Raw genomic sequence first — 25,929 nt, forward strand, 5'->3', positions numbered from 1 at the left:
ACGCCGTCCCGGCGGCGTTCCGGCGGGCGCCGGTCGGCGGGGTCAGACGGGCTCTCGGGGGACGCCGAAGCGGTCGTAGTAGAAGGCGAAGCGGTCGCGGAGCGCGGGGACGTCGAGGGCCAGGTCGGCGGGGGCGCATTCGTGGGCGCCGTGGCGGCCGCGCCGGTGGCCGGCGAGCCAGGAGCGCATCCGGTGCTCCGTCTCCGCGGTGAGCTCGGCGCCGGCCCTGCGGTAGATCCTGCGGACGGCTTCGAGCGGGTCGTCGTTCAGCTCCTTGAACCGGATGTCGACGAACCGCTCGTCCCCCGGGTCGCGGTCGCGGTCCGCGGCGCGGAGCAGACGTTCGGTCATGGCCGTGACCTGCCGCCCGATCAGGTGCGGGTCGGGGTGGTCGTAGTTCTGGCGCAGCGCGTACGCCATCATGCCGCCCAGCGACACGATGCTGCGGACGGGATCGCGGTGGGTCTGCACCAAGGTGGCGTCGGGGAACACCGTGGTCAGCGGGCGCAGCTGCTCCAGGTGCTGCGGCGACTTCAGCAGCCAGCGGCGCCCCGCCGGGCGCACCCAGTCCATGGCCTGCAGCGTGCGCCGCAGGTAGGCGTACCCTGCGGTGTGGTCGGCGCCGGTGTACCAGGGCAGGTAGGCCGGGAGCGGGGAGAAGGTCTCGAACAGCATCGACGAGAACCCCATGGCCAGCAGCACGAGCTCCTCGTCGGGGGCCTCGTTCTCCATCTCGTGCATCTTGACGAGCTCGGGGGACACCCGGTGGATGAAGGAGATCATGCGGGCGCCCGCCTTCACCCGCGGGTCGGGGCTCGGGATCGGCGCCTCGACGTCGCCGAGCGGCAGCGGGTTCATGACCTCCCAGAACGGGATCGACCGCAGCGCCGGATCCTGGGCGAGCAGGCGCTGCAGGAACGTCGTGCCGCTCCGCTGGAGGCCGACGATGACGATGGGCGCTTCGACGGGCCGCTCGAACACCTCAGGACGCCGCCGCGCGAGGTCCTCCAGACGGAGCCGGTTCACCAGAGCGCTCAGAAGGGCCGTATGGGCCGACAGCCGGCCGAGGGCGTGGAACTCCGCCTCTTCGTCCAGAGACCGGCACAGCAGCCGTAGCGGCTCGGCCAGAGGGGCGCCGTCCCCGAAGTCCGAAAGGCCGGTCCTGCGGCGCGCCTTGGCCGTCAGCGCGTCGGGGGTCAGCGGCCACAACCGGGAGGCGAACGGCGCAAGGACGCGGTTGGCGGCGCGCAGCGCCAGGGGCAGCCGGGGGTCGTGCCACCCGCGGGCGCGTTCGGTCAGGTCCTCCGGCCGGGGCCCTGTGGTGCCTTTGAGCATGCGGTGCCCTTTCAGCACGGGTGCCCTCGCGGGCGCACCGCCGCGGGTCGAGGCCGGTCAGGCGCCCGGCGAGACTCCTCGCGGAGCCCCGATCACGCTCGCCGGGCGGCGAGCTCCTACCCGGCGGCGGGCGTCAGGGTGCGCAGGGCGTGCTCTACCAGGGTGACCAGCACGACCTTCGCCGAGGCGCGGCGTCGTACGTCGCACAGGATCACCGGGATGTCCGGGTCGAGGTCGAGCGCGATGCGGACGTCCTCCGGCTCGTGTTGCTCGGCCCCGTCGAAGCAGTTGACCGCGACGATGAACGGCGTGCCCCGCTGCTCGAAGTAGTCGATGGAGGGAAAGCAGTCGGTGAGGCGCCGGGTGTCGGCGAGGACGACCGCGCCGAGCGCGCCGTAGGACAGCTCGTCCCACATGAACCAGAACCGCTCCTGACCGGGGGTGCCGAAGAGGTACACCACCAGGCCTTCGCGGATGGTGATCCGGCCGAAGTCCATGGCCACCGTCGTGGTGGTCTTCCCTTCCACGCCGTCGATGTCGTCGACACCGATGCCGCGGTCGGACAGGACCTCTTCCGTGCGCAGGGGGCGGATCTCGCTGATCGCCCCCACCAGCGTGGTCTTCCCCACGCCGAAGCCGCCCGCCACCAAGATCTTGAGAGCGACGGGCTCCTCAGAGTGCTCGTAGGCCATTGATCACTTCCTTGAGAATGCGCTCGTTCGGACGCGGTCCCGCATGAGCGGGCGCCCGGACGCTGATCATGCCCTGATCTTGGAGATCGCCGAGGAGAACGCGGACCACGCCGAGCGGCAGGTCGATCTCGGAGGCGATGTCCGCGACCGACATCGGCCGGTCGGCGAGCTCGAGGATGCGTAGCTCCTCAGGGCCGAGACCGGCCTCGCCAGTGTAGGGAGCGCCGGTCGCCGTGACCATAGCGATCAGGTCAAGATCGTCGCCGGACGAGCGGGTGCGCCCGCGGATGAGCGCGTACGGGCGCACTATCGGCCCGGCCTCCTCGTCGACCCACTGGTCTCCGCGCGCCCTCATGACAATGTCCGCCGCGGGTTGGTCGAGATGTGCTGGCCGACGCGCTTGACCAGCATCGCCATCTCGTAGGCGATGTGGCCCACGTCGGCGTCCGAGCTGCTGAGCACCGCCAGGCAGGTGCCGGTGCCCGCGGCGGTCACGAACAGGAAGGCCGACTCCATCTCCACGATGGTCTGGCGTACCTCCCCGCCGCCGAAGTGGCGGCCCGCGCCGCGGGCCAGGCTCTGGAAGCCGGAGGCCACGGCCGACAGGTGCTCGGCGTCCTCCCTGCTGAACCCCTTGGACGCGCCGACGACGAGCCCGTCGGTGGAGAGGATGACCGCCTGCCGCACGGCCGCGACCCTGCTGATGAGATCGTCGAGGAGCCAGTTCAGTTCGCCGTTCGACGAGACATTGCCGGTCATTCGTCACCCTTCTCGCCAGTCGTCTGCTGTACGTAACCCTCACTATGGTCGCGCAGCTCGCGTCTTTGGTCACCTTGGTCGGACTCGTCGGTGGCGCGGTGATTCGCGCCCGATGTCCGCCGGGGCAGGCGGTTCTCGCCGTCGCCCCTGCTCGCGGCCGTCTCGGGCCGCGATGCGTCTTCAGCCGAATCGTCCGGCAGATCTCGTTCCGCTTCCAGGCGCCCGCGCCGCCCTCCTTGCTGGAAGGCGGAGAACATCGCGCGCGCCTCGTCCGGGGACCGCTCGGCGGCTCCGGGGCCGCCCGCCTGCGCCCCGGCGCCCGGCGGGTCGGCCGTGGGCGTCGGAGCGGCCAGCGGGCCGGTGGTCTCGCGCAGTTGCGGAGCCATGTTGGCCTGCCGGACCCGGCGCGGCAGCCCTCGGTGGGTCCCGTTGGCCGCGCTGGCGCGCGGCGGCCTGGTGGGCGAGGACGCCTCGCCTCCGTCACCGAGGGACGCCTCCCCCCGGTCGCCGGACGACGCCTCACCGGCCTCGCCGGCCTGGTCCGCCCTGTCCGGGTCCGCCGTCGTGGTGGCGTCGCCGTTCATGCCGTTCAGGCTGATCGGGCCGATCGGGCCGGTGTCGGCGATGCCGGGGACCACGGTGAGCGCCGGCGGCGGGTCGCCGGGCCGTGCGTCCCCGCGGAAGGGCGTGAGGAACGGCGAGGCGCCGGTCGCCGGTCCCTTCGCCGGACCGGCGGGAGCGTCGGGCAGGGCCGCCTCGGGCCTGGGCGTCCGGCCGGCCTGCGTGCCGCCGGCGTGCCGGGGGCCGCCGCTCTCGGCGAGCTCCTGGGGATCGGCCAGCAGGCTCTTGGGGATCAGGACGATGGCCGTCGTGCCGCCGTAGGGGGAGCCGCGGAGCACCACGCTCACGCCGTTGCGCGTGGCCAGCCGGCCGACGACGAAGAGCCCGAGCCGGTCGCTGTCGGCCAGGTCGAACTCCGGCGGGTCGGCCAGCCGTTCGTTGACCGCCTTGTACTCCTCGGGGGTGAGGCCGAGGCCGCGGTCCTCGATCTCGACCACGAAGCCGTTCCCGACCGTGTCGCCGCGGACCTGGACCGTGGTCTGCGGCGGCGAGAACATCGTCGCGTTCTCGATCAGCTCGGCGATCAGGTGGATGACGTCGGCGACGACGGCGCCGTTGATGTACGCGCTCGGCAGCGGGAACAGGTTGACCCGGGTGTAGTCCTCCACCTCGGACACCGCGGCGCGCACGACGTCGACCATGGGCACCGGCCTGCGCCAGGCGCGGCCGGGCGCGGCGCCGGACAGGATGATCAGGCTCTCCGCGTGGCGGCGCATGCGGGTGGTGAGGTGGTCGAGCTGGAACAGGTCCTCCAGCCCGTCCGGCTCGTTCGTGCGCCGCTGCATGGCGTCGAGCAGCCGGAGCTGGCGGTGCAGCAGGCCCTGGTTGCGGCGGGCGAGGTTGAGGAACACCTGGCCGACGCCCTGGCGCAGGGCGGCCTGCTGGACGGCGGCCTCCACGGCGGTGCGCTGCACCGAGCTGAACGCATGGGCGACGTCGGCGACCTCGGAGGAGTCGCCGCCGGTGATCGGCGGCGCCTCGGCCTCGACGTCGACCGCCTCGCCCTGGCGCAGCCGGTCGACGACGCGCGGCAGCCGTACGTCGGCCAGCTCGCGCGCGGAGTTGCGCAGGTCGGCCAGCTCGCGCACCAGGCGGCGGCCGAAGCGCACCGAGATGACGATCGAGGCGATGACGGCGACCAGGCCGAGGCCGCCGGCCAGGATGATGCGCAGCAGGATGCCGGTGGCGATGGACTTGGCGCGGTCGGCCAGGGTGCGGGTCGCCTTGACGGCGACCTGGTCGAGCGTCGAGGAGAGGTTGTCGGTGATCGGCTGCCACTTGCCGAGCGTGTCGGGCAGCGGACCGCCGGTGTGGATCTTCCCGAAGACGTCCTGCTCCATGGCGTTGAAGCGCTTGTACGTCGGGGAGGCGATGACCTCCTCGTAGGGCCTGCGCAGCTCGGGGTCGAGGGCGGCCATGCCCTTGGCGAGCTGGAAGCGCCGGTTGGCGGCCCACTCGGCGAAGGCCGAGAACTCGGGGTGGGTCAGCCCTCCGGAGCGCAGGGCGCCGGTGATCAGGGCGTTCTCCCGCGCGATGATCTCGCGCACGATTCCCATGCCCTGCATCGCCGCGGCCTGCTCGAAGACGGCGAGGTCGGGCACCGAGGTCATGCGGGTGTACACGACGAACAGCGCGTCCATGATGCGGTTGTAGGCCTGCGTGGCCTCCAGGCGGTTGGACTGCGCGGTGTCGACGTCGGCGCGGATCGTCGGCAGGCCCTGCAACTCGTCCAGCAGGGTGTTGACCGACGCCTTCGTCGCCTCGGTGAGCGCGCTCTGGGTGCCGTCCGACAGCGCGGCGGCGCGGAATTTCTCCAGGGAGACGTCCGTGGCGTGCCGCTGGGCGGCGAGCCGGTTCTGGTCGCCGAGCCGGACGCTGAGAGCGGCGGCGGACAGCGCGCGCTCGCTCTGAATCTGGAGTCCCAGATCGGTTGAGGTGACGCCCACGCTCTGATAGATCGTGTTCGCCCGCATCAGGGCGATGCCATCACCGACCGTGAGATTGAGGACGAATCCCCACAGGGCGCTGAGCGAAAGCAGCGGCAGGAGCAACAGCGCAAAAATCTTGACTCGGATGGACCGCTTTCCGGAACTCATGGTCACTCCTGCATCGCTCGGAGGCTCTGCCGCATTGGGGGGAAATGCACCTCCGGAAGATCGCACAGCAGGTTAGCACCGATACTGTTTCCGTGTACTGGAGGATCAGATGATAAGTGTGATTACTGGGGCAAGTGCGGGCATCGGTGCGGCCGCCGCCGAAGCGCTGGCCAGGGCCGGTCACGACGTTGTCATCGTCGGCCGTTCCCGCGCGAAACTGGCGGCCGTCGCCGATCGCGTGGCCGGCGTCTCCGGCCGCCGTCCCGACGTCGCGGTGGCCGACTTCGCCTCCTTCGAGGAGGTCACCCGGCTCGCCGCCGACCTGCTGGACCGTTACGAGCGCATCGACGTGCTCGCCAACAACGCGGGCGTCATGTCCACGACGCGGCGGCTGACCGGCGACGGCCACGAGCTGATGGCCCAGGTGAACCACCTTTCACCGTTCCTGCTGACGAACCTGCTGCTCGACCGGGTCGCCGCCTCCGGCGGCAGGGTCGTCACCACCTCCTCCATGGCCGCGCGGTCCGGACGCCTGGACCCTGCCGACATCGACCGCGCGCACCGGCGGTGGATCGCGTGGCTGCAGTACGGCGACACCAAGCAGGCCAACGCGCTGTTCACCGTCGAACTGGCCCGGCGGGGTGTGAACGCCACCTGCTTCCACCCCGGCATCGTCAGGACGGGCTTCGCGCCCGACAGCCTCTACATGAAGGCGTTGCTGATGCTGCCCGGCGTCGCGAGCACGCCCGAGCGGGCCGCCGGCACGCTCGTCCACCTGGCCACCACGCCCGACGGCGTGCAGCACTCCGGCCGGTTCTTCGCCAAGAGCGCGCCCGCCTCGGCGAGCAGGACGATGACCGACCCCACGCTCGCCGCGGCCCTCTGGGAGTCCAGCCTCGCCGCCACCGGCCTGTCCGCGAACGACAAGCTCTGACGAGACCCGGACGACGAGACCCGGACGACGACTTCTGAACGGCGAGATCTCGACGGCGGTCGCGGCCCGGAGAGGGCGGCGCCGGGGGTGACGGCCCGAGTCGGACGCTGTTCGCCCAACGGTCACGTGTCGTTCGCCCGGTTCCCAGGCCGCGTCGTTAGGGTCCCGGGGCTGTGACCCCCGCCACGCCCGCCGTCCCGGCCGCACCCACGCCCCCGGACGTCGCCGCCACCCCCACGAGCCCGGACGCGGCGACCCCGGACGGCCCCGCCACGAGCGCGGCCCCCGCCGGCACGCGCGGGGGCAAGGCCGCGCGGGACCCGTTCCTGGACAACGCCAAGTACCTGGCGATCCTGCTGGTGGTGACGGGGCACCTCATCGAGGACCTGCGGGACGTGCCGGCCGCGCACGCGCTCTACTTCTTCGGCTACACCTTCCACATGCCGCTGTTCATCGCGCTGAGCGGCTACCTGTCGCGCGACTTCACCTTCTCGGCGGGCAAGGCGCGCAAGCTGATCAGCGGGCTGGCCCTGCCGTACGTCATCTTCGAGGTGGCGTACTCGCTGCCGCGCCTGGTCATGTACGGCAAGCTCGACATCAGCCTGCTGGACCCGTACTACCTCACCTGGTTCCTGATGTCGCTGTTCCTGTGGCGGCTGTCGACCCCGGTGTGGCAGCAGCTTCGGTGGCCGCTCGCCGTCGCGGTGCTCCTCTCTCTGCTCGCGGGCATGAGCGACCTGCCCGACGAGCTGTCGATGAACCGCACGCTCGGCCTGTTGCCGTTCTACGTCCTCGGCCTGATGCTCCGCCCGGAGCACCTGGACCTCCTGAAGCGCCCGTGGGTGCGCGCGGCCGGCGCGGTGATCCTGGCGGCCGGGCTGGTCATCGCGTTCGCCGTGCACGCCGACGTGGCGACCGAGTGGATCCGCTGGCGGCACGGCAACGCCGAGATCGGCGTGGACGACCTCACCGGAAGCCTGATCAGGTTCGCGATGCTCTCGGCGGGCGCGGTGCTGGTGGCCGCGTTCCTCGCCGTGACGCCCTCGCGCCGCACCTGGTTCTCCGGCCTCGGCGCGGCCACGATGTACGCCTACCTGCTGCACGGTTTCGCGGTGAAGGTCCTGGAGAGGTACGACGCCGGCCTGCGCACCCCCTGGGGCGTCGTCCTGGTGTCCGCGTTCGGCGTGGCGCTGGCCACCGCGCTGTGCACGCCGCCGGTGCGCCGCCTGTTCCGGTGGGCGGTGGAGCCGGACGTCTCGTGGGCCTTCACCGCCATCCGGCGTCCCCGTCCGTCACGGTGACGGAGGCCGCGCCGGTTCCGCGTCCGTGAGGTCGCGTACGGCGCGGCAGGCGGCGCTGACGGCCGCGTCGGCGTCGCCTCCCGGCACCGTGTCCGCCCCCGCCAGGGCGACGCGCCCGAACCGCCGCCGGGCCTCCTCCGAGGGGAGCGGCCCGTCGGGATGGAACGCGTCCCACGGCCGCGCGTACTCGCGCGCGTACCCGTGCCCCCACCGGTTCACCGTGAGCCCCTCGATGTCACGGGCCGCGTCGAACCCGAACGGGCCGAGCAGCCGGGCGAGCTGTTCCCTGACGCCGAACTCCAGCGCCGCGTACGGCGTGGCCGCGAGCGCGCGCCGCCCCGCCGCCGCGGCTTCCGCCGGGGCCATGCCGGGCGGGGCGGGCGCGTGCACGAGATGGACGTTGATCGGCTCGTCCGGGTCGCGCGGGCACCGGTAGGAGCCCGCGCCGACCGGCGGCGCCAGCTCGGCGGAGACCCAGAACGCCCCGGTGAAGCGGGCACGGTGGATCCCCGCCTCGCGGAAGGCGCGCCAGGCCCGCAGCTGCGCCGTCGCGCACACCACCGGCATCCGCACCGCCTGCCGCATCGCCTCCCGCTGCGCGGCGGGAAGCCCCTGGACCAGGTACGGGACCGCCGCCGACCAGCACGCCATGACCACCGCTCCGGCGCGCACGGTGACGACCTCGTGGCCGTCGAAGTACCCGACGGTGGCCGAGGCCGCGGCGCCGGGGTCCCCGTCGTTGCGCACCAGCACCACAGGGCTGGACAGCCGCACCCGCACCCGGTTGGACGGCCTGTCCAGCGCGCCGTAGTCGAACCAGGTCGTGGTGACGCCTTCCAGCGCGGTCGCCCCGGCGAACCCCGGCACCATGCGGGCCACCATCACGCGGACCAGGGACTGCGGCCCTTCTGGCAGGCAGTACACGTCGCCGTCGCCGGCCGCCCACTTCCTGGCCGCCCGCGCCGAGTTGTACGGGGACGGCTTGGCGGCGTCCAGCGCCATCCCGGCGAAACCGGGATAGCGGAAACGGCCCGCCTCCGCCCAGGCGTCGATGGCTCCCAGCGCGTCCGCGCCGTAGGCCCGGGACGCGCTCGGCATCGTGCGGCAGAACGCGACGGCGTCGGGGTGGACGCGGCAGACCTCCCGCAGGAAGCCGGTGTAGGTCAGCTCGGCGAGCCGGCGCTTCTTGTCCTCGTCCGCCAGGCCGGGGAACCAGTCGGGCGGGTCGTCGTACAGCATCACCAGGTCCTTCCTGGCCTGGGCCGCGATCGGCAGCTCGGCGACCCACTCGGCGGTCGTCCTGGCCGGGTGCAGCGCCACCAGCCGGTCGGCGCCGGGGCCGTAGGTCTCCCGGTCGCAGAAGACGCCCTCGTGCATGCCGAGGCCGGGGTACAGGTCCGGGTCGGCGCACGCGCGTAAACTCCCGGCGTCGGCGCCGAGGTCGGCCAGCAGGTCCCTGCCGTCCGGCGACCAGGCGGACGGGGCGTGCAGCGAGTGCGCGCCGCCGTGCCCGACCAGCGGGCCCGCACGTCCCGCCGGGTGGAACTCGTTGCGGCGGGCGTGCCCGCCGATGTCGTCGTGGTCGTCCAGGATGAGCACCCGCGCGCCGGGATGGCGCCGCACCCAGGTGTAGGCGGCGGTGACGCCGCTGATGCCGGCGCCGACGACGACCAGGTCGTAGACCTCCCGAGCCGGACGTGGCGCGCCGGCGCGCTCCCAGAACCTGCCGTCGCGCAGGGCGTGCGCCACGCTCAGCGCGTCCGGGGTGTCCCCGCGCAGCCCTTGCGCCGACGCGGGATGCCGCCTCGCGCGCGCGTGCCCGTCACGTCTCTCGTGCGCCCAGCGCTCCTCGGACGGCCGGTCGGCGCCGGGCCCGCCGGCCGGCCGCTCGCCTTCGGGGGAGGGGAAGGCGGCGCACGCCGCCACCGTCGTCACGCCGTCCAGGAACTCCCGGCGGCTGATCTCACGGCCCGGTTCGCGTGCCCGCGCCTCACCAGATCGTCCGCCGGGTGGGAAATGAGCGGTCATTCCGCCGATCCTCACCCCGGGGGTGACCGAGAAGGGCGCACGTCGCGGGGCGTGAGCCGAGTCTTTTCTGCTTCATTGCGCCGGCCCTACGGGCGCGGCATCCCGCTTTGCGGGCGATCGTGCCGCTTGCGGGGAACGCGGCGATCACCTGGTTCGTTGGCCAGGGTGAAGACGGTCCGCGCGAACGGTCGGAGTCGTCGCGAAAGGCAAGGGGAGCCTTCTCGCGAGCCGATGAAGACACGGGGCAAACGGGGTAACGTTCGCGTTCGCGGTCTATTTATGACGACGGGGTGTGCTGCACGTGGTGGGCAGGCAGGGCAGGGTCACCGGCAAGATCGGGCCGGGCCTTGTGGGCGAGGTGATGGTGCCGATACGCGGGGGCGTGGAGGCCTTCTACGCCCATCCAAGCGTGCCCGACGAGGAGATCCCGGTGGGAACGATCATCGTCGTCGTCGAATACTCGCCGCCGCGAACGGTCTACGTGGCACGCGCGATCGTCTGACTCTCCCACCCCCCTCACTTCGGAGGTCTCCCATGACCGGAACGGAGCTGGCCTTCTGGGCCGGCGGCATCGTCGTCCTGCTTGTCGTCCTCATCCTGCTCTTCAAGGCCGTCTGGCGGGTCGCCGAGCCGAACGAGGCGCTCATCATCTCGGGCCTGGGCGCCCACACGAGGAACGAGCTGGCCGACAGCCTGGGCTTCAAGATCATCACAGGCAAGGGCACCGCCGTGCTGCCGGGGTTCCAGACCGCGCGCCGGCTCCGGCTCGACAGCCGCGCGACCAACCTCCAGGTCAACTGTGTGACCCAGCAGGGCATCCCGGTCACCGTGCGCGGCGTCATCATCTACAAGGTCGGCGACGACTTCGTCTCGATCGCCAACGCCGCCCGCCGCTTCCTGGACCAGCAGGACAGCATGAGCGGCGCGATCCACGAGCTGTTCACCGGCCACCTGCGCTCGATCATCGGCAACCTCACCGTCGAGGACCTCATCCTCAACCGCGAGCGGCTGACCGGTGAGACCCGCAGCAGCGCCGCCGACGAGATGAGCAAGCTCGGCCTGGTCGTCGACTCGCTGCAGATCCAGGAGATCGACGACGAGACCGGATACATCCTGAACCTCGGCAAGCCGCACGCCGCCCGCGTCGCCGCCTCGGCGCGCATCGCCGAGGCCCAGCGCGACCAGGAGGCCACCGAGGCCGAGCAGATCTCCGCCGCCAAGAAGGCCGCGGCCATCCGCGAGTCGCAGATCCAGCAGGCCGGCTACCAGGCCGAGGTCGACCAGGCGTCGGCCAAGGCGCGCCAGGCCGGGCCGCTGTCGGAGGCCACGGCCCGGCAGGAGGTCGTCGTCCAGGAGACCCGCGCCGCCGAGCTTGAGGCCAACCTCGCCGAGCAGCGGCTCCAGTCGCAGGTCCGCAAGCCCGCCGACGCCAAGGCGTACGAGACGGTCACTCTGTCGCAGGCCGAGCGCGACGCCCGCATCGCCCAGGCCGAGGCCGAGGCGAGGGAGACCGAGCTGCGCGCCGTCGCGCAGGCGTCCCAGGTGAAGCAGGCCGCCGCGGCCGAGGCCGAGTCGGTGCGGCTGCGCGCCGAGGCGGCCGGCGCCGCCTCCCGCGCCACCGGTGAGGGCGAGGCGGCCGCCGCCCAGGCGCGCGGCCTGGCCGAGGCCGAGGCGGCGAAGGCCCGCGGTCTCGCCGAGGCGGAGTCGGCCCGCGCGAAGGGCCTGGCCGAGGCCGAGGCCATCAGGGCCCGCTCGCAGGCCCTCGCCGAGAACCAGGAGGCCGTCATCGCCCAGCAGCTCGCGGAGAACTGGCCGGCGATCGTCGACGCGGGCGCCAAGGCATTCGGCAACGTCGACCACATGGTCGTCCTGAACGGCGCGCAGGGGGTCGAGGAACTCCTGGCCAAGGCGCTGACCCTCGGCGGCACCGGTCTGGGCCTCGCCCGCTCGCTGCTGGCCGGCTCCACCCCCGCCAACCTGAACGGCGGCGCCGCCCCCGAGGCCGTCGTGAACGGCACCGTTCCCCTGGAGAAGAAGCTCGACGGCTGACCGGCCGGCACCTGAGCGGGGCCGGGCGCGCCACGAGCGCGTCCGGCCCCGCCGCATGCGGCCCGGCCGTGTCCAACCCGTCGTGTCCAACCCGTCGTGTCCGGCCCGTCGTGTCCGGCCCTGTCGTGTGCGTCTCCCGCCCGGCGGGCGGCGGCACCGGAGGTGATCTAGGCTCGGGCGGTGACGATCCTTCATCTCGCGCTGACCGCCGACTGGGACGCCGCCGCGCGGGCCGGCGAGTACCGCGTCTCCACCTTGGGCCGCACCTTGGAGGAGGAGGGCTTCATCCACGCGTGTGCCGACATGGCCCAGCTGCGCGGGGTCGCCGAGCGCTACTACGCCGGCGTCGCGGACCCTCTGGTCGTCCTGGCCATCGACGAGGCCCTGCTGGGCTGTGACGTGCGCCTGGAGGTGCCGCCCGGCGCCGCCGAGGCCTTCCCGCACATCTACGGCCCGGTGCCCGTCGGCGCCGTCACCTCCGTCGTCTCCTTCTCCCGCTGACCCGGCCCGCCCCTTCGCCGTGTGCCGAGGACGGCGGCGAGGGCGTCCAGGGCGGCGGGGTAGAGGTGCTCCGGGGGCGTGCCGTAGCCGACGATGACGGCCTGCGGGCGGTCTTCGCCCTGCTGGTGCCAGAAGTCGCCCAGCGAGTCCACGGCCAGGCCGCGCGCCCGCGCGCGCTCCAGCACCTCGCGCTCGTCCGGGCCGCCGGACGGCAGGTCGATCATCGCGTGCAGGCCGGCGGCGACGCCTCCCGCCCGGATGCCGGGCCGGCGGCGGGCCGGGGCGCCGAGGCGTGCGACGAGCAGGTCGCGGCGGCGGCGGTAGCGCAGCCTGCAGGCGCGCACGTGCCGGTCGTAGGCGTGGGAGGTGATCAGGTCGGCGAGGACGAGCTGCCCCAGGGTCTCGGTGTGGTGGTCGGTGTGCAGCTTGGCCTCGGTGACCGGCCCGACCAGGTGCGGGGGGAGCACCATCCAGGCGAGGCGAAGCCCCGGCCCGAGCGTCTTGGAGGCCGTGCCGAGGTAGGCCACGTGGTCGGCGGCCATGCCCTGGAGGGCGCCGACCGGCTGGCGGTCGTACCGGAACTCGCCGTCGTAGTCGTCCTCGACGATCAGCCCGCCGGTGCTTCGCGCCCAGTCGGCGAGGACGTGGCGGCGTTCGGGACGCAGGGTGGCGCCGGTGGGGAACTGGTGGGCGGGCGTAACGACGACCGCGCCCGCGCCCTCGTAGGCCGTCGTGGTCAGCAGGCCGGTGCGCGCGCCGCGCTCGTCGACCGGCAGCGGCAGGACGCCGGCCCCGGCGCGGCGCACGATGTCCCGGTGGAAGCCGAGCCCCGGATCCTCCATCGCGATCAGCGGTCGGGGGCCGGCGGCCACGATGCCGGCCAGCAGGGCCAGAGCCTGGACGTACCCGGTGGTGACGACGATCTGGGCGGGGTCGGCGAGCACGCCGCGGGTGCGCCCGAGGTACTCGGCCAGCGCCGTCCGCAGCTGGGTGGTGCCGCCCGGCAGCCCGTACCCGTGCACGGCGGCGGGGGCGGTGGTGAGCACCCGGCGGGTGGACCGCAGCCACGCCGCCGCCGGGAACGTCGTCACGTCCGGTCTGCCGGGCCGCAGGTCGTACCGGGGCGCGTCTTCGTCGCCGGGGACGGCGGACCCGGCCGCGCGGTGCGGCGAGATCTCGGCCACCGACGTGCCGGAGCCCTGGCGGGAGGTCAGGTAGCCCTCGGCGATGAGCTGGTCGTAGGCGGCGCTCACGGTGCCGCGCGACAGGCCCGCCTCGGCCGACAGCGCGCGGCTGGACGGGAGCCGGGTGCCGGGGGCGAGCCTGCCTTCGCGGATGGCGTCGCGCAGCGCGCGTTCCAGGCCGCTGCGGCGACCTGCGCCTCGGTCCAGCTCGACGAGCAGGTCGACCCCGAAAGTGGCCCAAGATTTCGTCACACTACTGGACCTTATCCTGGGTCCACCTGCCTTCTAGCATTGGTTACATGACAACGACCAACGCCGCGGCCGCTGCCACCGAGCATGGGCGGCGCCGCGTCAACTTGAAGAAGCAGACACCGCAGATCTACAAGGCGCTCGCCGAACTGGACGAGATCGTCGCGAGCGGCGGCCTGGAGGCCCCGCTGCTCGAACTGGTGCGCATCCGCGCCTCGCAGATCAACGGCTGCGCCTACTGCATCGACATGCACACCATCGACGCGCGCGCGGCGGGCGAGACCGAGCAGCGCATCTACGCCCTGTCGGCGTGGCGTGAGACGCCGTTCTTCACCGGCCGCGAGCGCGCGGCGCTGGAGATGACCGAGGCGATCACGCTGCTCCCCGCGAACGGGGTGCCCGGCGAGACCTACGACCGGGCCGCACAGCACTTCAGCGAGGATGAGATGGCCAAGCTCATCTGGGCGGTCACGGTGATCAACGCCTGGAACCGCGTCGGCGTGACCACCCAGCTGGCCCCCGGCCGCTACCACCCCGCCGCGAGCTGACCACGATGCTCTCCGACGAGACGGCGGCGCTGCGCGCGCTGCACGTGCCGGGGCGGCCGCTGGTGCTGCCCAACGTCTGGGACGCCGCCTCCGCACGCGCCGTGGAGGAGGCCGGCTTCCCTGCCGTGGCCACCGGCAGCGCGGCGGTCGCGCCCGTCCTCGGCTACGCGGACGGCGAGAGCGCGCCCGCCGGCGCGATGCTGGAGGCGGTGGCGCGCATCGTCCGCGCGGTGCGGGTCCCCGTCACCGCCGACGTCGAACGGGGGTACGGGCTCCCGGCCGCCGAGCTCGTCGAGCGGCTCGTCGCCACGGGGGCGGCCGGGCTCAACCTGGAGGACTCCGACCCGCGCACCGGCGTGATGATCGATCCGGACGAACAGGCCGGTTTCCTGGCCGACGTGCGGGCCGCCGCGACCAGGGCGGGCGCCGACCTGGTGATCAACGCGCGGGTCGACACCTATCTGAGCGGTGAAGGCGATGCGGACCGGCGGCTCGCCGGCGCGGTCGAGCGGGGGCGCCGTTACCTGCGGGCGGGCGCCGACTGCGTCTACCCGATCATGGTCGCCGAGCCGGAGGTCATCGGGACGCTGGTCGCCGAGATCGGCGGCCCGGTCAACGTGCTGTTCCGCCCGGGAGTCCCCTCGCTCGCCGAGCTGGCCGCGCTGGGCGTCGCCCGGGTCAGCTTCGGGCACGGCCTGCACGCCGCCACCCAGCGGTACCTGGCCACGATGCTGTCCGCCATCGCCGCAGGTCAAAGCCCATACGACGACTAGCCGGAGGTTGACGGCCCGCCCTAAAGGGCAGATACCCGCAGGAAGTGATGCGCCCCCCCGACGGCGAGCGTCGCGAAGTCGCCTGGCCGGCGGCGGGCGGGGGGTTGTATGAGAACGAGCGGGTTCTGGAGCAGGTGGCCGGTGCTGCGGCAGCTCACCGGACCTGACCGCGCCGGCCTCGGCGCGGCGGCCCGTTCGTCCGGCACCGACGCCCTGCGCTCCCGCGCGGCCACCGCCGACCGCGTGGTCAAGTCGGTCTGCCCCTACTGCGCCGTGGGGTGCGGCCAGGAGGTGTACGTCTCCGGCGGCAAGGTCGTGCAGATCGAGGGAGACCCCGGCTCGCCGGTCAGCAGGGGCAGGCTCTGCCCGAAGGGCTCGGCGTCGCTCCAGCTCACCACCGGCCCCGGGCGCGAGCACTCGGTGCTGTACCGCAGGCCCTACGGGACCGAGTGGGAGCAGCTCGACCTGGACACGGCCATGAACATGGTGGCCGACCGGGTGGTGCGCACGCGGCGCGAGACCTGGCAGGAGGAGATCGGCGGTCAGCGCGTGTCCAGGACCCTCGGCATCGCCACGCTGGGCGGCGCCACCCTGGACAACGAGGAGAACTACCTGATCAAGAAGCTGATGACCGGGCTCGGCGTCATCCAGGTCGAGAACCAGGCGCGGGTCTGTCACAGTTCCACGGTCACCGGCCTCGGCACCACCTTCGGCAGAGGCGGGTCCACGACGTTCCTGCAGGACCTGCAGTTCGCCGACTGCGTCATCATCGAGGGCTCCAACTTCGCCGAGGCGCACCCGGTGGGCTTCCAGTGGGTGATGGAGGCCAAGCTGCGCGGCGCCACGATCATCCACGTGGACCCGCGCTTCAGCCGGACGAGCGCGCTGGCCGACCTGTACGTGCCGATCCGCCCGGGAACCGACATCGCCTTCCTCGGCGGGATCATCAACCACGTCCTGTCGGAGGGCAAGGACTTCCGCGAGTACGTGCTGAACTACACCAACGCCGCGACCATCGTCACCGGCGCCTACGCCGACACCGAGGACCTGGACGGGCTGTTCTCCGGCTGGGACCCCGGCACCGGCACCTACGACGTGTCCACCTGGCAGTACGAGGGACCGGCGGTGCAGGCGACGTCGGGACGCCGGCTGCGCCTGAGCGAGTACCACCTGCCCGGCCGCGGCGAGGCGCACGGCTCGGGCGGCGCGCCGGTGAACGCGCAGCCGCGGCGCGACGAGACGCTCACCGACCCGCGCTGCGTGTACCAGATACTCAGGCGCCACTTCGCCCGCTACACCCCTACGTTCGTCCACGAGACCTGCGGCATCCCGCCCGAGCTGTTCCACCGGGTGTGCGACGCGCTGACCTCCAACTCCGGGCGCGACCGCACCACCGCGTTCGCCTACGCCGTCGGATGGACCCAGCACACCGTGGGCACGCAGTACATCCGGGCGGCGAGCATCCTGCAGCTGCTGCTCGGCAACATCGGCCGGCCCGGCGGCGGCATCATGGCGCTGCGCGGCCACGCCAGCATCCAGGGGTCCAGCGACGTCCCCACTCTGTACAACCTGCTGCCCGGCTACATCCCCATGCCGTACGCGCACTGCGACGAGAACCTGGACACCTTCGTCGAGGTGATCAGCACGGGGAAGGGGTTCTGGGCCGACGCCCGCAACTACGTCGTCAGCCTGCTCAAGGCCTACTACGGGGACGCGGCGACGCCGGACAACGACTTCTGCTTCGGGCACCTGCCCCGGCTGACCGGCTCGCACAGCGCCTACGACACGACGATGGCCCAGCTCGACGGGGTCTGCAAGGGCTACATCCTGCTCGGGCAGAACCCCGCGGTCGGCTCGGCCAACGCCCGCCTGCAGCGGCTCGGCATGGCCAACCTCGACTGGCTCGTGGTCCGCGACTTCTCGCTCATCGAGTCGGCGACCTGGTGGAAGGACGGCCGCGAGGTGCAGAGCGGCGAACTGCGCACCGAGCGGATCGCCACCGAGGTGTTCTTCTTCCCCGCCGCCGCGCACACCGAGAAGAGCGGCACCTTCACCAACACCAACCGCCTGCTCCAGTGGCACGACGCCGCCGTCGAGCCCGCCGGCGACCGCCGCAGCGACCTGTGGTTCATGTACCACCTCGGCCGCATGATCAGGGAGCGGCTGGCCGGCTCCCGCGAGCCCCGCGACCGCGCCATACTCGACCTGGCCTGGGACTACCCGGTGGAGGGCCCGCTCGCCGAGCCCAGCGCCGAGGCCGTGCTGAAGGAGATCAACGGGTACGGCCCCGACGGGCGGCTCCTTTCCACCTACACCGATCTGCGGAGCGACGGCTCGACGCGGTGCGGCTGCTGGATCTACTGCGGGGTGTACGCCGACGGCGTCAACCAGGCGGCGCGCCGCAAGCCGCACACCGAGCAGAGCTGGACGTCCCGCGAGTGGGGCTGGGCCTGGCCGCTCAACCGGCGCACCCTGTACAACCGCGCGTCGGCCGACCCGAACGGCGACCCATGGAGCCCGCGCAAGGCGTACGTGTGGTGGGACGCCTCGCTCGGCCGGTGGACCGGGCACGACGTGCCCGACTTCATCGAGGACCGGCCGCCGGATCACCGGCCGGCCGAGGACGCGCGGGGCACCGACGCGCTGTCGGGCATCGACCCGTTCATCATGCAGGGCGACGGCAAGGGCTGGCTGTTCGCCCCGGCGGGGCTGATGGACGGCCCGCTGCCGACGCACTACGAGCCGCAGGACACCCCGGCCGAGAACGCCCTGTACCCGTCGCAGCGCTGCAACCCGGCGCGGCTGACCTACGACCGGCCGGGCAACCGCTACCACCCGCCCGGCGGCGACGTCTATCCGTACGTCGTCACCACCTACCGGCTGACCGAGCACTTCACCGCGGGCGGCATGAGCCGCTGGGTTCCGTACCTGTCGGAGCTCCAGCCGCAGATGTTCTGCGAGGTGTCGCCCGAGCTTGCCGAGGAGCGCCTGCTGGAGCACGGCGGCTGGGCCACCGTCATCAGCGCCCGCGGCGCCATCGAGGCCCGGGTCATGGTCACCGACCGGATGCCCGCGCTCCACCTGAACGGCCGGGTCGTCCACCAGATCGGCCTGCCGTACCACTGGGGACCGAACGGCCTGGCCACCGGCGACCCGGCGAACGAGCTGACCTCCATCGTGCTCGACCCGAACGCCGACATCCAGGAGACCAAGGCGCTCACCGCCGACATCCAGCCGGGGCGGCGGCCCCGCGGTCAGGGGCTGCCGCGCCTGGTGGAGACCTACCGCCGCCGCGCCGGCATCGACCTGCCCGCACACCAGGAGGGCGCGAGATGACGACCCGACCCGTGGCCGCGGACGCCGGCCTGCCGGACGTCCAGCGGGAGAGCGGCTACGCCGAGCACCCGCCGCGGATGGGGTTCTTCACCGACACCTCCGTGTGCATCGGGTGCAAGGCGTGCGAGGTGGCCTGCAAAGAGTGGAACCGGCTGCCGGCGGACAAGCCATTCGAGCTCACCGCCATGTCCTTCGACAACACCGAGCAGCTGTCGGCGTCCACCTGGCGGCACGTCGCCTTCATCGAGCAGCGCAAACCCGTCCGCGCGCCCGCGCCCGCCGGCGACCCGGCCGCGGGCGGCCGGCCGCCCGACGGCCAGGGGGCAGGCGACCTGCGCTGGCTGATGGCCTCCGACGTGTGCAAGCACTGCACCGACGCGGCCTGCCTGAACGTGTGCCCCACCGGCTCGCTGTTCCGCACGGAGTTCGGCACGGTGGTGGTGCAGCAGGACGTGTGCAACGGCTGCGGCTACTGCGTGTCGGCCTGCCCGTACGGCGTCATCGACAAGCGCGAGGACGACGGCCGGGTCTTCAAGTGCACCCTGTGCTACGACCGCATCGGCGACGGGCTGACCCCGGCCTGCGCCAAGGCGTGCCCCACCCAGTCCATCCAGTACGGGCCGCTGGACGAACTGCTCGAACGGGCGGAGGCGCGGCTGCGGACCCTGCGGCACGACGGCGTCCTGGACGCCCGCCTCTACGGAAACGACCCCGCCGACGGCGTGCGCGGCAACGGCGCGTTCTTCCTGCTGCTGGACGAGCCGGAGGTGTACGGCCTGCCGCCGGCCCCCATGGACACCACCCGCGACCTGCCCTCGATGTGGCGGCACGCGGCCGCCGCCGCGGCGGCCCTCGTCTGCGGCGTCGCCGCGGCCTTCCTGACGGCACGCCGATGAGAGGCGACGGCGACCGTCCGAAGGCGGACACCAGCGTGATCGGAGCGAGAAGCGAGATGACGACGCCCGGCCGCGCCGGCGGAGAGGCGATCCTCATGGCGGAGGAGTCCACCTCCTACTACGACCGGCCCATCCTCAAGCCGCCGGTCTGGAAGGAGCTGCACATCGGCGGATACCTGTACCTCGGCGGGCTCGCGGGCGCGTCCTCGGCGCTCGCGGCCGGCGGCGAGCTGAGCGGACGCCCGGCCCTGGCCCGCGCGACGAGGCTCGCCGCGCTGACCGGCATCACGCTGTCGATGGTCGCGCTGGTCGCCGACCTCGGGCGACCGGCGCGGTTCGTCAACATGCTGCGCACGTTCAAGCCGACCTCGCCGATGAACATGGGGTCCTGGCTGCTGGCCGCGTACGCGCCGCTGGCGGGGGCCAGCGCGCTGACCGACCTCACCGGCAGGTTCTCCACGCTCGGGCGCGCCGCGGGCTACGGCGCGGCGGTCCTCGGCCCGGCGGTCGGCACCTACACCGCCGCGCTGATCAGCGACACCGCCGTGCCGGCCTGGCACGAGGGGTACCGCGAGATGCCGTTCCTGTTCGCCGGCTCGGCCATGGCCGCGGCGGCGGGCGCCGCGCTGGTCGCCACGCCGGCGGCGGAGAACGCCCCGGCGCGCCGCGCCGCCGTGCTCGGCGTCGGGCTGGAACTGGCCGCCGGACGGCTGATGCGCCGCCGCCTCGGCATGATCGCCGAGGCGTACGAGCGCGGGCGTCCGGGCACGCTGTGCCGCGCGGCCGAGGTGCTGAGCGTGGTGGGCGCCCTCGGTGCCCTGGCCGCCGGCCGCGCCGGCACCGCTCGCGGCGGGGGCGCCGTCCTCGCCGGCAACGGTCACCATGGCGCGGGTCTCGGCGGCGTCGCGCGCGGTGGCGCGGGCCGTGGCGGCGGTCGTGGCGGCGCGGGCGGTGGACGCGCTCTCGCGGTCGTCTCGGGCGCGGCGCTGCTGGCCGCGTCGGCCTGCCTCCGATTCGGCGTCTTCTCGGCGGGCGTGGCCTCCAGCGAGGACCCCCGCTACACGGTCATCCCGCAACGCGCCCGCCTGTCCGCCCCCGCGTCGTCCTAGGACGGCTCGGACCAGGCCGCGCGGGCGGTCGCGGCGCACCAGGATCCGGCGAGGAGCAGGACGGCGATGGCCGCCGCGGTCCAGCCGAGACCGGCGCTCAGATACAGGCCGCCGAGGACGGCGATGGCGCCGACGGAGGTGAGCACCGGACCGGTCGAGTTGAGCGCGGACAGCGCGGAGGCCCGGCCGGGACCGGCCACCGCCGACACCCGGGCGATCAGCGGGCTGTACCCGGCGGCGTGGCCCGCGCCCGCCGCCAGCAGCAGCGGCGTCACCAGCGCCACCGGCCACCCGCCGCCGTCCAGCGTCACCATCACCGCCACCGCGCTCGCGACCCCGGCGAAGACCGCCGGCCCGGCGACCGGGAGGACCGCCTGCGCCCGTTCGGGCAACCGCGTCCAGGTCAGGCTCAGCGCGGCGAACCCGGCCGCGTACGGGGCGAAGGCCAGCCCCGCGCCGAACGGGCCGAACCGCAGCGGCCCCTGCAGGTGGAGGGTCAGCGCGAACAGGAACGCGGCGTAGCAGCCCATCACCGTGAAACAGGCCACCAGCGCGGGCCGCACCCCGGCGGGCCGCAGCACCGTCAGGTCGAGCAGCGGCTGCCCGCCGCGCAGGGCCACCCGGCGCTCGAACCGGGCGAACCCCGCCAGCAGCAGTACGCCCGCGGCCAGTGACGCCCACGTCCAGGGCCGCCACCCGTGCTCCCTGCCGAAGATCAGCGGTGTGATCAGGGCCGTCATCGCCACGGTGAGCAGGCCGACCCCCGCGAGGTCCAGCCGCACGGCGCCCGTGCCCCCTCTCGGCAGCGCGCGCAGGCCCGCGACCAGCAGGACGGCGCCGACCGGCACGTTGATGAGGAACGCCGGGCGCCAGCCGAGGCCGAACAGGTCGGCGCCGACGACCAGCCCCCCGGCGAGCTGGCCGAGCGCCACCCCGAGGGCGAGCACCATCGAGTACAGGCCGATCGCGCGCTTGCGGGTCGCGCCGTCGAAGCGCAACTGGATGAGGGAGAACACCTGGGGCGTCATCAGCGCCGCGGCCGCGGCCTGGACGATGCGCGCCGCGACCAGCACGGGAGCGGTCGGCGCGAGCCCGCACAGCAGCGACGCCAGGGTGAAGCCGGCCAGCCCGCCGAGGAACGCCCGCCGGTGGCCGAGCACGTCGCCCAGCCGCGCGCCGGTGACGATCAGCAGCCCGAGGGTGAGCAGGTAGGCGGAGGCGACGAGCTGCACCGTCGCTCCGTCGCCGCCGAGTTCGCGCTGGACGGACGGCAGCGCCACCGTGATGATCGAGCCGTCCATCGACGCCATCGTCTGACCGGCGAGCAGGACCGGGAGCACGGTCGCCGGCCGCCGGGTGAGCGTAGATACCATTCCGCCAGGCTCGTCCCACTCCGGGTCCCGGGTCTTGCACGAATATGCTCCCCCGGACGCGCACCGGTGGCCGCGCGCACCGCACGCGCGGTCGTGCGAGCTGCGCGCGGTCGTGCGCACCGCACGCGTGGCCCCGCGGCCGCCTCGGGCTCGTCGGGCATCGCGAAATCGTGGTGCGGGCGTGCCTAAGGTGGACGAGTGCGTACGTCCCAGCGGGTGATGGACGGGCCGGACTTCTCCGTCCATGTGGTGTCATGCGGTGAACGGCACGACCGATGGTCGGCGCCGGAGGAAGGGCAACGGCCTGGTGCTCGTGCGGCAGGGCAGGTTCCGCGTGCGCAGTGACGGCGACGAGGTGACCGCCGACTCCACCATGGGCTACCTGACGATCCCCGGGCGCGAGTACGCCTTCGCGCATCCGGCGGGCGGCGACGTGTGCACGTTCATCCACGTGCGCGACCCGCTGTGGCACGCCGTCGTCGGGGACGAGCCGCCGCGGACGCCGGTCGCGGTCGACGGCGCGGTCGAGCTGGCCCACCGGCTGCTGCTGCGCGCCGCGGCCGACGCCGCCGACCCGGTGGAGCGGCTGGTGGGCGCGATCGCCGCCGCCGTGCGCGTGCCCCGGCGCCGACCGGCCCGCGGCCGGGGCGATCTCGCGAGGCGGGCGCGGGAGGCCATCGTGGACGGCGCCCCGGAGGCGGCCGACCTGGTGCGGCTGGCGCGGGCCCTCGGCGTGTCGCCCTCGCACCTGAGCCGGACGTTCCACGAGCACGTCGGCATGACGGTCAGCCGCTACCGCAACCGGGTGCGGGTCAGCCGGGCGCTCGCCCGCATCGAGGAGGGCGAGACGGACCTGGCGGGGCTGGCGGTCGCCCTGGGCTTCGCCGACCAGGCCCATCTGACCCGGACGGTCCGCGCCGTACTCGGCCACCCACCCGGCCACCTCCGCCGACTGTTCTCCCCCTGAACCGTCCACCGGCATCGGGCCGTGCGAGATTCGGGGAAGGGAGCGGTCCGCGGGCGGAAGCGGAGTCCACGCTCACCCGCGCGGCGCGTCAGCGCGGCTAGGCCGCTCGCCGCAGGCCGTTCCACAGCCAGCGGCGGGCGACGGCGAGGGCGAGCGGCGGCGGCACCGTGCCCGCGCCGAGACCGACGTCCACGAGCAGGTCGAAGACCTCCCTGCGGCGGGCGGCGATGGCGATCGCGGCGTCGATGAACCCGGGCGACTGGGCGGCGCGGCACAGCACGTCCGTGGTGCGCAGGTGCCGTCCGAGAGCACCTCCCAGCTTGCGGCGGTAGGCGGCCAGCGGGTCGGCGGCCGCCTCGGCGGCGGCCTCTCCGGCCAGCCGGCCGGACAGCAGCGCGTAGTAGATGCCCTCGCCGGTGAGCGGGTTGATCAGGCTCGCCGCGTCTCCGGCCAGCAGCACCCGCCCGGCGCCCGGCCTGGGGCGGCCGGGGGACAGCGGCAGGTGGTGGGCGCGCAGGTCACGGGCGGGCAGGTCGGGCAGCAGTTCGGCGAGCCGGCCGTGCAGCACCTCGCGGCCCGGCCGGCCGGTGGCGTGCAGCCGGGGCAGCGTCATCCCGAAGCCGACGTTCGCGGTGCCGTCCCCGATCGGGAAGGACCAGGCGTACGCGGGCCAGCCGTCCTTCTGCATGGCGATGAACTGCACGTCGTCGTCGGCGGGCACGTCGGCGTAGCCGCGCACGGCGATCGCCGTGTGCCTGTCCGGCGACGGCGGCACGCCGATGAGGCGGCGTACCGCCGAGTTCGCCCCGTCGGCCGCGACGACGGTGCGCGCGGCGAGGGCGTCGTCGAGGACGACGTGATCGTCATGGAGGACGAGCCCGCGGACGCGGTGGCGGCGCACCTCGACGCCGCGGGCGCGGGCGGCCTCCACCAGGCGGGCGTCGAACACCGTCCGGGGGACGACGTGATTGGGCCGGGCGACGGCGGCCGTCACCCGCGCGCCGCCGGGCGACACTACGGACAGGCCGCGCGCGGGCCGGTAGTCGTCGATCAGGTCAGGGACGCCCAGCAGGGCGAGCTCGTCGCGGCCGTGCGCGGCGATGCCGTCCCCGCATGCCTTGTCGCGGGGGAAGTCGGCCTTGTCGGCGAGCAGCACCCGGGCGTCCGGACGCAGCTGCTTGACCCTGATGGCCGCCGCCGAGCCGGCGGGTCCGCCCCCCACCACGACCACATCCCACGGTTCGATCACCCGTCGACCCTCTCACGCCCTGCCGCGCCAAGGGCCGCCGGCACCCTTCGCGAGAGAGAAAATCTGTCATCGCCACGGTAGACATTCGGGTGGCAGGAGGATAATCTTTCTGACATCGCAAGGGATGAATCCACGAGGGCAGCGCAGGACGAGCAGCACGACGAACTGCCCGGACGAACGTGGATGGCAGTTGGACGGTTTGTGTAGAAACAGCAGTACCGAAGGGGTAAGGCAGAAGGTCGGACCGTCGCGGCCGGCATGGTCGAACAGGGCCGGGACGGTGGACGCGCTGCCGTAGGACGAAGTCGGCGCACGTGGTGGTCACACGTGCGTCCAGATAAGGAAAACCGGAAAGGAGTGTTGAACGCCATCAGGATCGCCCGTCGCCGGCCGCACGCCGACGCACGGGTGCCGCAGCTCCCCGGACAGGACGGTGGTCTACGGTCACGCTTACGCGATCCCCGCACCCTGGCCGCATCGGGCGGCCGGCGCGGAACAAGTGAACCGGCCGACAGGCCGGTGGATGGTGTTAAACCTCTGGGCCCCGGCGCATCATCGCGCCGGGGCCCCTGTTCGCATGTGGGACGGTTGAATGGATCGAACGCAACGGGTACCGGTCTCTCCGACGGGCGAACCCCGTCACGCCCGTGAACAACCCGCCGCCGCTTCCGCCGGAAGTCCCGAGCAGCGGCTTGACGACGACGATTACCCCGCCTACAGCATGGGCCGGGCCGCTGAGATCCTCGGCGTCACCCCGGCGTTCCTGCGCAGTCTCGGCGCCGCCAAGCTGATCGTGCCGCTGCGTTCGCAGGGTGGTCACCGACGCTTCTCCCGCTACCAGCTGCGTCTGGCCGCCCGCGCCCGCGAACTCGTCGATGCGGGCACCGCGCTGGAGGCGGCCTGCCGCATCGTCGTCTTGGAAGACCAGCTCGCCGAGGCCCTGCGCATCAACGAAGAACTACGCCAACGCGACTGACCGCTGCGTCCGAACCCCGGCGATGCCTGCCATGCCGGGGGTTACGGAAACAAGCCCGTACCCAGGACCCCGGGCCTCACGGACGCCGGAGAGCGAGGCCGGCCACGGCCACCGCTGAGGCTCCTGGATGAGAGCGCGAAAACGGGACCGCTCCACGACGGCGCGCAAGCTGATGATCGAGTTTACCGGACGCAGTCAGGTTGTAAAGAGCGATTGTTCGCAAATATCGGCGTCCAACCTGATCACTATCTGTTCCGGCATTTGGGGATATCTCGCCGCATTGTTATGCAGTGGCAGACCGCTGCCCTGAGAGCCATCCCCCCGGACAAAGGTAGAGCCCCCCCATGGTCAAGCGAGCCCTCGTAACCGTCGCCCTCTCCCTCGCCGCATTACTCGGATTAACACTACCCGCACAGGCGGTGACACTGGAGCAAAAGGTCGCCGCACTTTCGAGTTTCACCCAGCCGACGTCCGCGAGCTCCGCCAGCTGGCGTTCCGCCTGGCAGAACCAGGGGAACTGGGCGGACTACGCCTTCGACTGGTCGACCGACCTCTGCTCGACCAGCCCCGACCAGCCCCTCGGGTTCGACTTCAGAATGCCGTGCAGGCGGCACGACTTCGGGTATCGCAACTACAAGGCGGTGAACCTGTTCCCGGCGAACAAGTCGCACATCGACGACGCCTTCTACTTCGACATGAAGCAGGTGTGCGCGGGCTACTCCACCGTTCCCAGGGCCACCTGCAACAGCCTCGCCTGGACCTACTACCAGGCGGTCAAGGAATTCGGCAGCCTCAACGTCACCGACGCACAGATCGAGCGCATCCGCCAGACCGCCGAGCGAAACGCCCAGCCCACCGACGCGTGACCGAGCCCGAGAGTGCGGCCTGAAGAACCGATCTGCGAACCGTCCCGGTTTCCGCCGCCACGGCACCACCCCTGCGCCTGCGTCGTA

General features: G+C 72.9%; 22 protein-coding genes. 13 read left to right on the forward strand and 9 right to left on the reverse strand.

What is annotated here, in order from left to right:
- Positions 1 to 42: 42 nt before the first annotated feature.
- From ACZ6QO_RS09670 to ACZ6QO_RS09690, 5 genes are all read right to left on the reverse strand, one after another.
- Positions 43 to 1,335 (reverse strand): sulfotransferase family protein, encoded by a 1,293-nt coding sequence (locus ACZ6QO_RS09670; RefSeq protein ID WP_465849282.1) that lies wholly within the window; start codon positions 1,333 to 1,335, stop codon positions 43 to 45.
- 116 nt (positions 1,336 to 1,451) lie between these two features.
- A complete protein-coding gene (locus ACZ6QO_RS09675) occupies positions 1,452 to 2,027 on the reverse strand; it encodes a GTP-binding protein (RefSeq protein WP_465849283.1) in 576 nt (191 codons plus the stop codon).
- The gene (locus ACZ6QO_RS09680; RefSeq protein WP_465849284.1) at positions 2,008 to 2,382 is read right to left on the reverse strand and encodes a DUF742 domain-containing protein; all 375 of its coding nucleotides are present in this window, start codon (positions 2,380 to 2,382) and stop codon (positions 2,008 to 2,010) included. The genes ACZ6QO_RS09675 and ACZ6QO_RS09680 overlap by 20 nt, the downstream gene beginning before the upstream one ends.
- The gene (locus tag ACZ6QO_RS09685) at positions 2,379 to 2,786 is read right to left on the reverse strand and encodes a roadblock/LC7 domain-containing protein (protein ID WP_248963046.1); all 408 of its coding nucleotides are present in this window, start codon (positions 2,784 to 2,786) and stop codon (positions 2,379 to 2,381) included. Before ACZ6QO_RS09685 ends, ACZ6QO_RS09680 begins: the two co-directional genes overlap by 4 nt.
- The gene (locus tag ACZ6QO_RS09690) at positions 2,783 to 5,503 is read right to left on the reverse strand and encodes a sensor histidine kinase (protein WP_465849286.1); all 2,721 of its coding nucleotides are present in this window, start codon (positions 5,501 to 5,503) and stop codon (positions 2,783 to 2,785) included. Before ACZ6QO_RS09690 ends, ACZ6QO_RS09685 begins: the two co-directional genes overlap by 4 nt.
- 109 nt (positions 5,504 to 5,612) lie before the next feature.
- On the opposite strand from ACZ6QO_RS09690, the gene ACZ6QO_RS09695 reads away from it, so the two are divergent.
- A complete protein-coding gene (locus ACZ6QO_RS09695) occupies positions 5,613 to 6,437 on the forward strand; it encodes an SDR family NAD(P)-dependent oxidoreductase (protein WP_465849288.1) in 825 nt (274 codons plus the stop codon).
- A 173-nt stretch (positions 6,438 to 6,610) separates the two neighbouring features.
- Positions 6,611 to 7,738 carry an acyltransferase family protein gene (locus ACZ6QO_RS09700; RefSeq protein ID WP_465849290.1) on the forward strand — a complete coding sequence of 376 codons (1,128 nt, stop codon included), beginning with the start codon at positions 6,611 to 6,613 and terminating at the stop codon, positions 7,736 to 7,738.
- Here the strand turns inward: ACZ6QO_RS09700 and ACZ6QO_RS09705 are convergent.
- Positions 7,730 to 9,766: an NAD(P)-binding protein gene (locus ACZ6QO_RS09705; protein WP_465849291.1), complete on the reverse strand. Its 2,037-nt coding sequence runs from the start codon at positions 9,764 to 9,766 to the stop codon at positions 7,730 to 7,732. The genes ACZ6QO_RS09700 and ACZ6QO_RS09705 overlap by 9 nt on opposite strands.
- 292 nt (positions 9,767 to 10,058) lie before the next feature.
- Between ACZ6QO_RS09705 and ACZ6QO_RS09710 the strand changes: the two genes are divergently transcribed.
- The 3 genes from ACZ6QO_RS09710 (at position 10,059) to ACZ6QO_RS09720 (ending at position 12,316) form a co-directional block, all read left to right on the forward strand.
- On the forward strand, positions 10,059 to 10,268 hold the full coding sequence (locus tag ACZ6QO_RS09710; RefSeq protein WP_465849293.1) for a hypothetical protein: 210 nt from the start codon (positions 10,059 to 10,061) through the stop codon (positions 10,266 to 10,268).
- A gap of 32 nt (positions 10,269 to 10,300) precedes the next feature.
- Positions 10,301 to 11,815 (forward strand): SPFH domain-containing protein, encoded by a 1,515-nt coding sequence (locus ACZ6QO_RS09715; RefSeq protein ID WP_465849295.1) that lies wholly within the window; start codon positions 10,301 to 10,303, stop codon positions 11,813 to 11,815.
- 180 nt (positions 11,816 to 11,995) lie between these two features.
- The gene (locus tag ACZ6QO_RS09720; protein WP_465849296.1) at positions 11,996 to 12,316 is read left to right on the forward strand and encodes a DUF952 domain-containing protein; all 321 of its coding nucleotides are present in this window, start codon (positions 11,996 to 11,998) and stop codon (positions 12,314 to 12,316) included.
- Here ACZ6QO_RS09720 and pdxR read toward each other — a convergent pair.
- Complete coding sequence (pdxR, locus tag ACZ6QO_RS09725; protein WP_465849298.1) at positions 12,262 to 13,752, reverse strand: MocR-like pyridoxine biosynthesis transcription factor PdxR; 1,491 nt, start codon at positions 13,750 to 13,752, stop codon at positions 12,262 to 12,264. The genes ACZ6QO_RS09720 and pdxR overlap by 55 nt on opposite strands.
- 47 nt (positions 13,753 to 13,799) lie before the next feature.
- Between pdxR and ACZ6QO_RS09730 the strand changes: the two genes are divergently transcribed.
- The 5 genes from ACZ6QO_RS09730 (at position 13,800) to nrfD (ending at position 20,411) form a co-directional block, all read left to right on the forward strand.
- Complete coding sequence (locus ACZ6QO_RS09730) at positions 13,800 to 14,297, forward strand: carboxymuconolactone decarboxylase family protein (RefSeq protein WP_465849300.1); 498 nt, start codon at positions 13,800 to 13,802, stop codon at positions 14,295 to 14,297.
- Between the two features lie 5 nt (positions 14,298 to 14,302).
- Entirely contained in the window at positions 14,303 to 15,070 is a 768-nt protein-coding gene (locus tag ACZ6QO_RS09735; protein WP_465849302.1) for an isocitrate lyase/PEP mutase family protein, read from the forward strand.
- A 108-nt stretch (positions 15,071 to 15,178) separates the two neighbouring features.
- On the forward strand, positions 15,179 to 18,406 hold the full coding sequence (gene fdh, locus ACZ6QO_RS09740; RefSeq protein WP_465849304.1) for a formate dehydrogenase: 3,228 nt from the start codon (positions 15,179 to 15,181) through the stop codon (positions 18,404 to 18,406).
- Between the two features lie 77 nt (positions 18,407 to 18,483).
- Positions 18,484 to 19,302, forward strand: coding sequence for a 4Fe-4S dicluster domain-containing protein (locus ACZ6QO_RS09745; protein WP_465849688.1), 819 nt, complete (start codon positions 18,484 to 18,486; stop codon positions 19,300 to 19,302).
- A 35-nt stretch (positions 19,303 to 19,337) separates the two neighbouring features.
- Positions 19,338 to 20,411 carry an NrfD/PsrC family molybdoenzyme membrane anchor subunit gene (gene nrfD / locus ACZ6QO_RS09750; RefSeq protein WP_465849306.1) on the forward strand — a complete coding sequence of 358 codons (1,074 nt, stop codon included), beginning with the start codon at positions 19,338 to 19,340 and terminating at the stop codon, positions 20,409 to 20,411.
- Here nrfD and ACZ6QO_RS09755 read toward each other — a convergent pair.
- On the reverse strand, positions 20,408 to 21,784 hold the full coding sequence (locus ACZ6QO_RS09755; protein ID WP_465849307.1) for an MFS transporter: 1,377 nt from the start codon (positions 21,782 to 21,784) through the stop codon (positions 20,408 to 20,410). The two genes, nrfD and ACZ6QO_RS09755, sit on opposite strands and share 4 nt — an antisense overlap.
- 259 nt (positions 21,785 to 22,043) lie before the next feature.
- On the opposite strand from ACZ6QO_RS09755, the gene ACZ6QO_RS09760 reads away from it, so the two are divergent.
- A complete protein-coding gene (locus ACZ6QO_RS09760; protein WP_465849309.1) occupies positions 22,044 to 22,751 on the forward strand; it encodes a helix-turn-helix domain-containing protein in 708 nt (235 codons plus the stop codon).
- A gap of 97 nt (positions 22,752 to 22,848) precedes the next feature.
- Here the strand turns inward: ACZ6QO_RS09760 and ACZ6QO_RS09765 are convergent, their stop codons facing one another.
- A complete protein-coding gene (locus ACZ6QO_RS09765; RefSeq protein ID WP_465849311.1) occupies positions 22,849 to 24,000 on the reverse strand; it encodes an NAD(P)/FAD-dependent oxidoreductase in 1,152 nt (383 codons plus the stop codon).
- Between the two features lie 592 nt (positions 24,001 to 24,592).
- Between ACZ6QO_RS09765 and ACZ6QO_RS09770 the strand changes: the two genes are divergently transcribed.
- Both ACZ6QO_RS09770 and ACZ6QO_RS09775 read left to right on the forward strand, forming a co-directional pair.
- Entirely contained in the window at positions 24,593 to 24,976 is a 384-nt protein-coding gene (locus ACZ6QO_RS09770) for a MerR family transcriptional regulator (RefSeq protein WP_465849313.1), read from the forward strand.
- A gap of 419 nt (positions 24,977 to 25,395) precedes the next feature.
- Positions 25,396 to 25,842, forward strand: coding sequence for a phospholipase (locus ACZ6QO_RS09775; protein WP_465849314.1), 447 nt, complete (start codon positions 25,396 to 25,398; stop codon positions 25,840 to 25,842).
- Positions 25,843 to 25,929: the final 87 nt, after the last annotated feature.

Source organism: Sphaerisporangium sp. NPDC049457 (genome assembly GCF_055586705.1).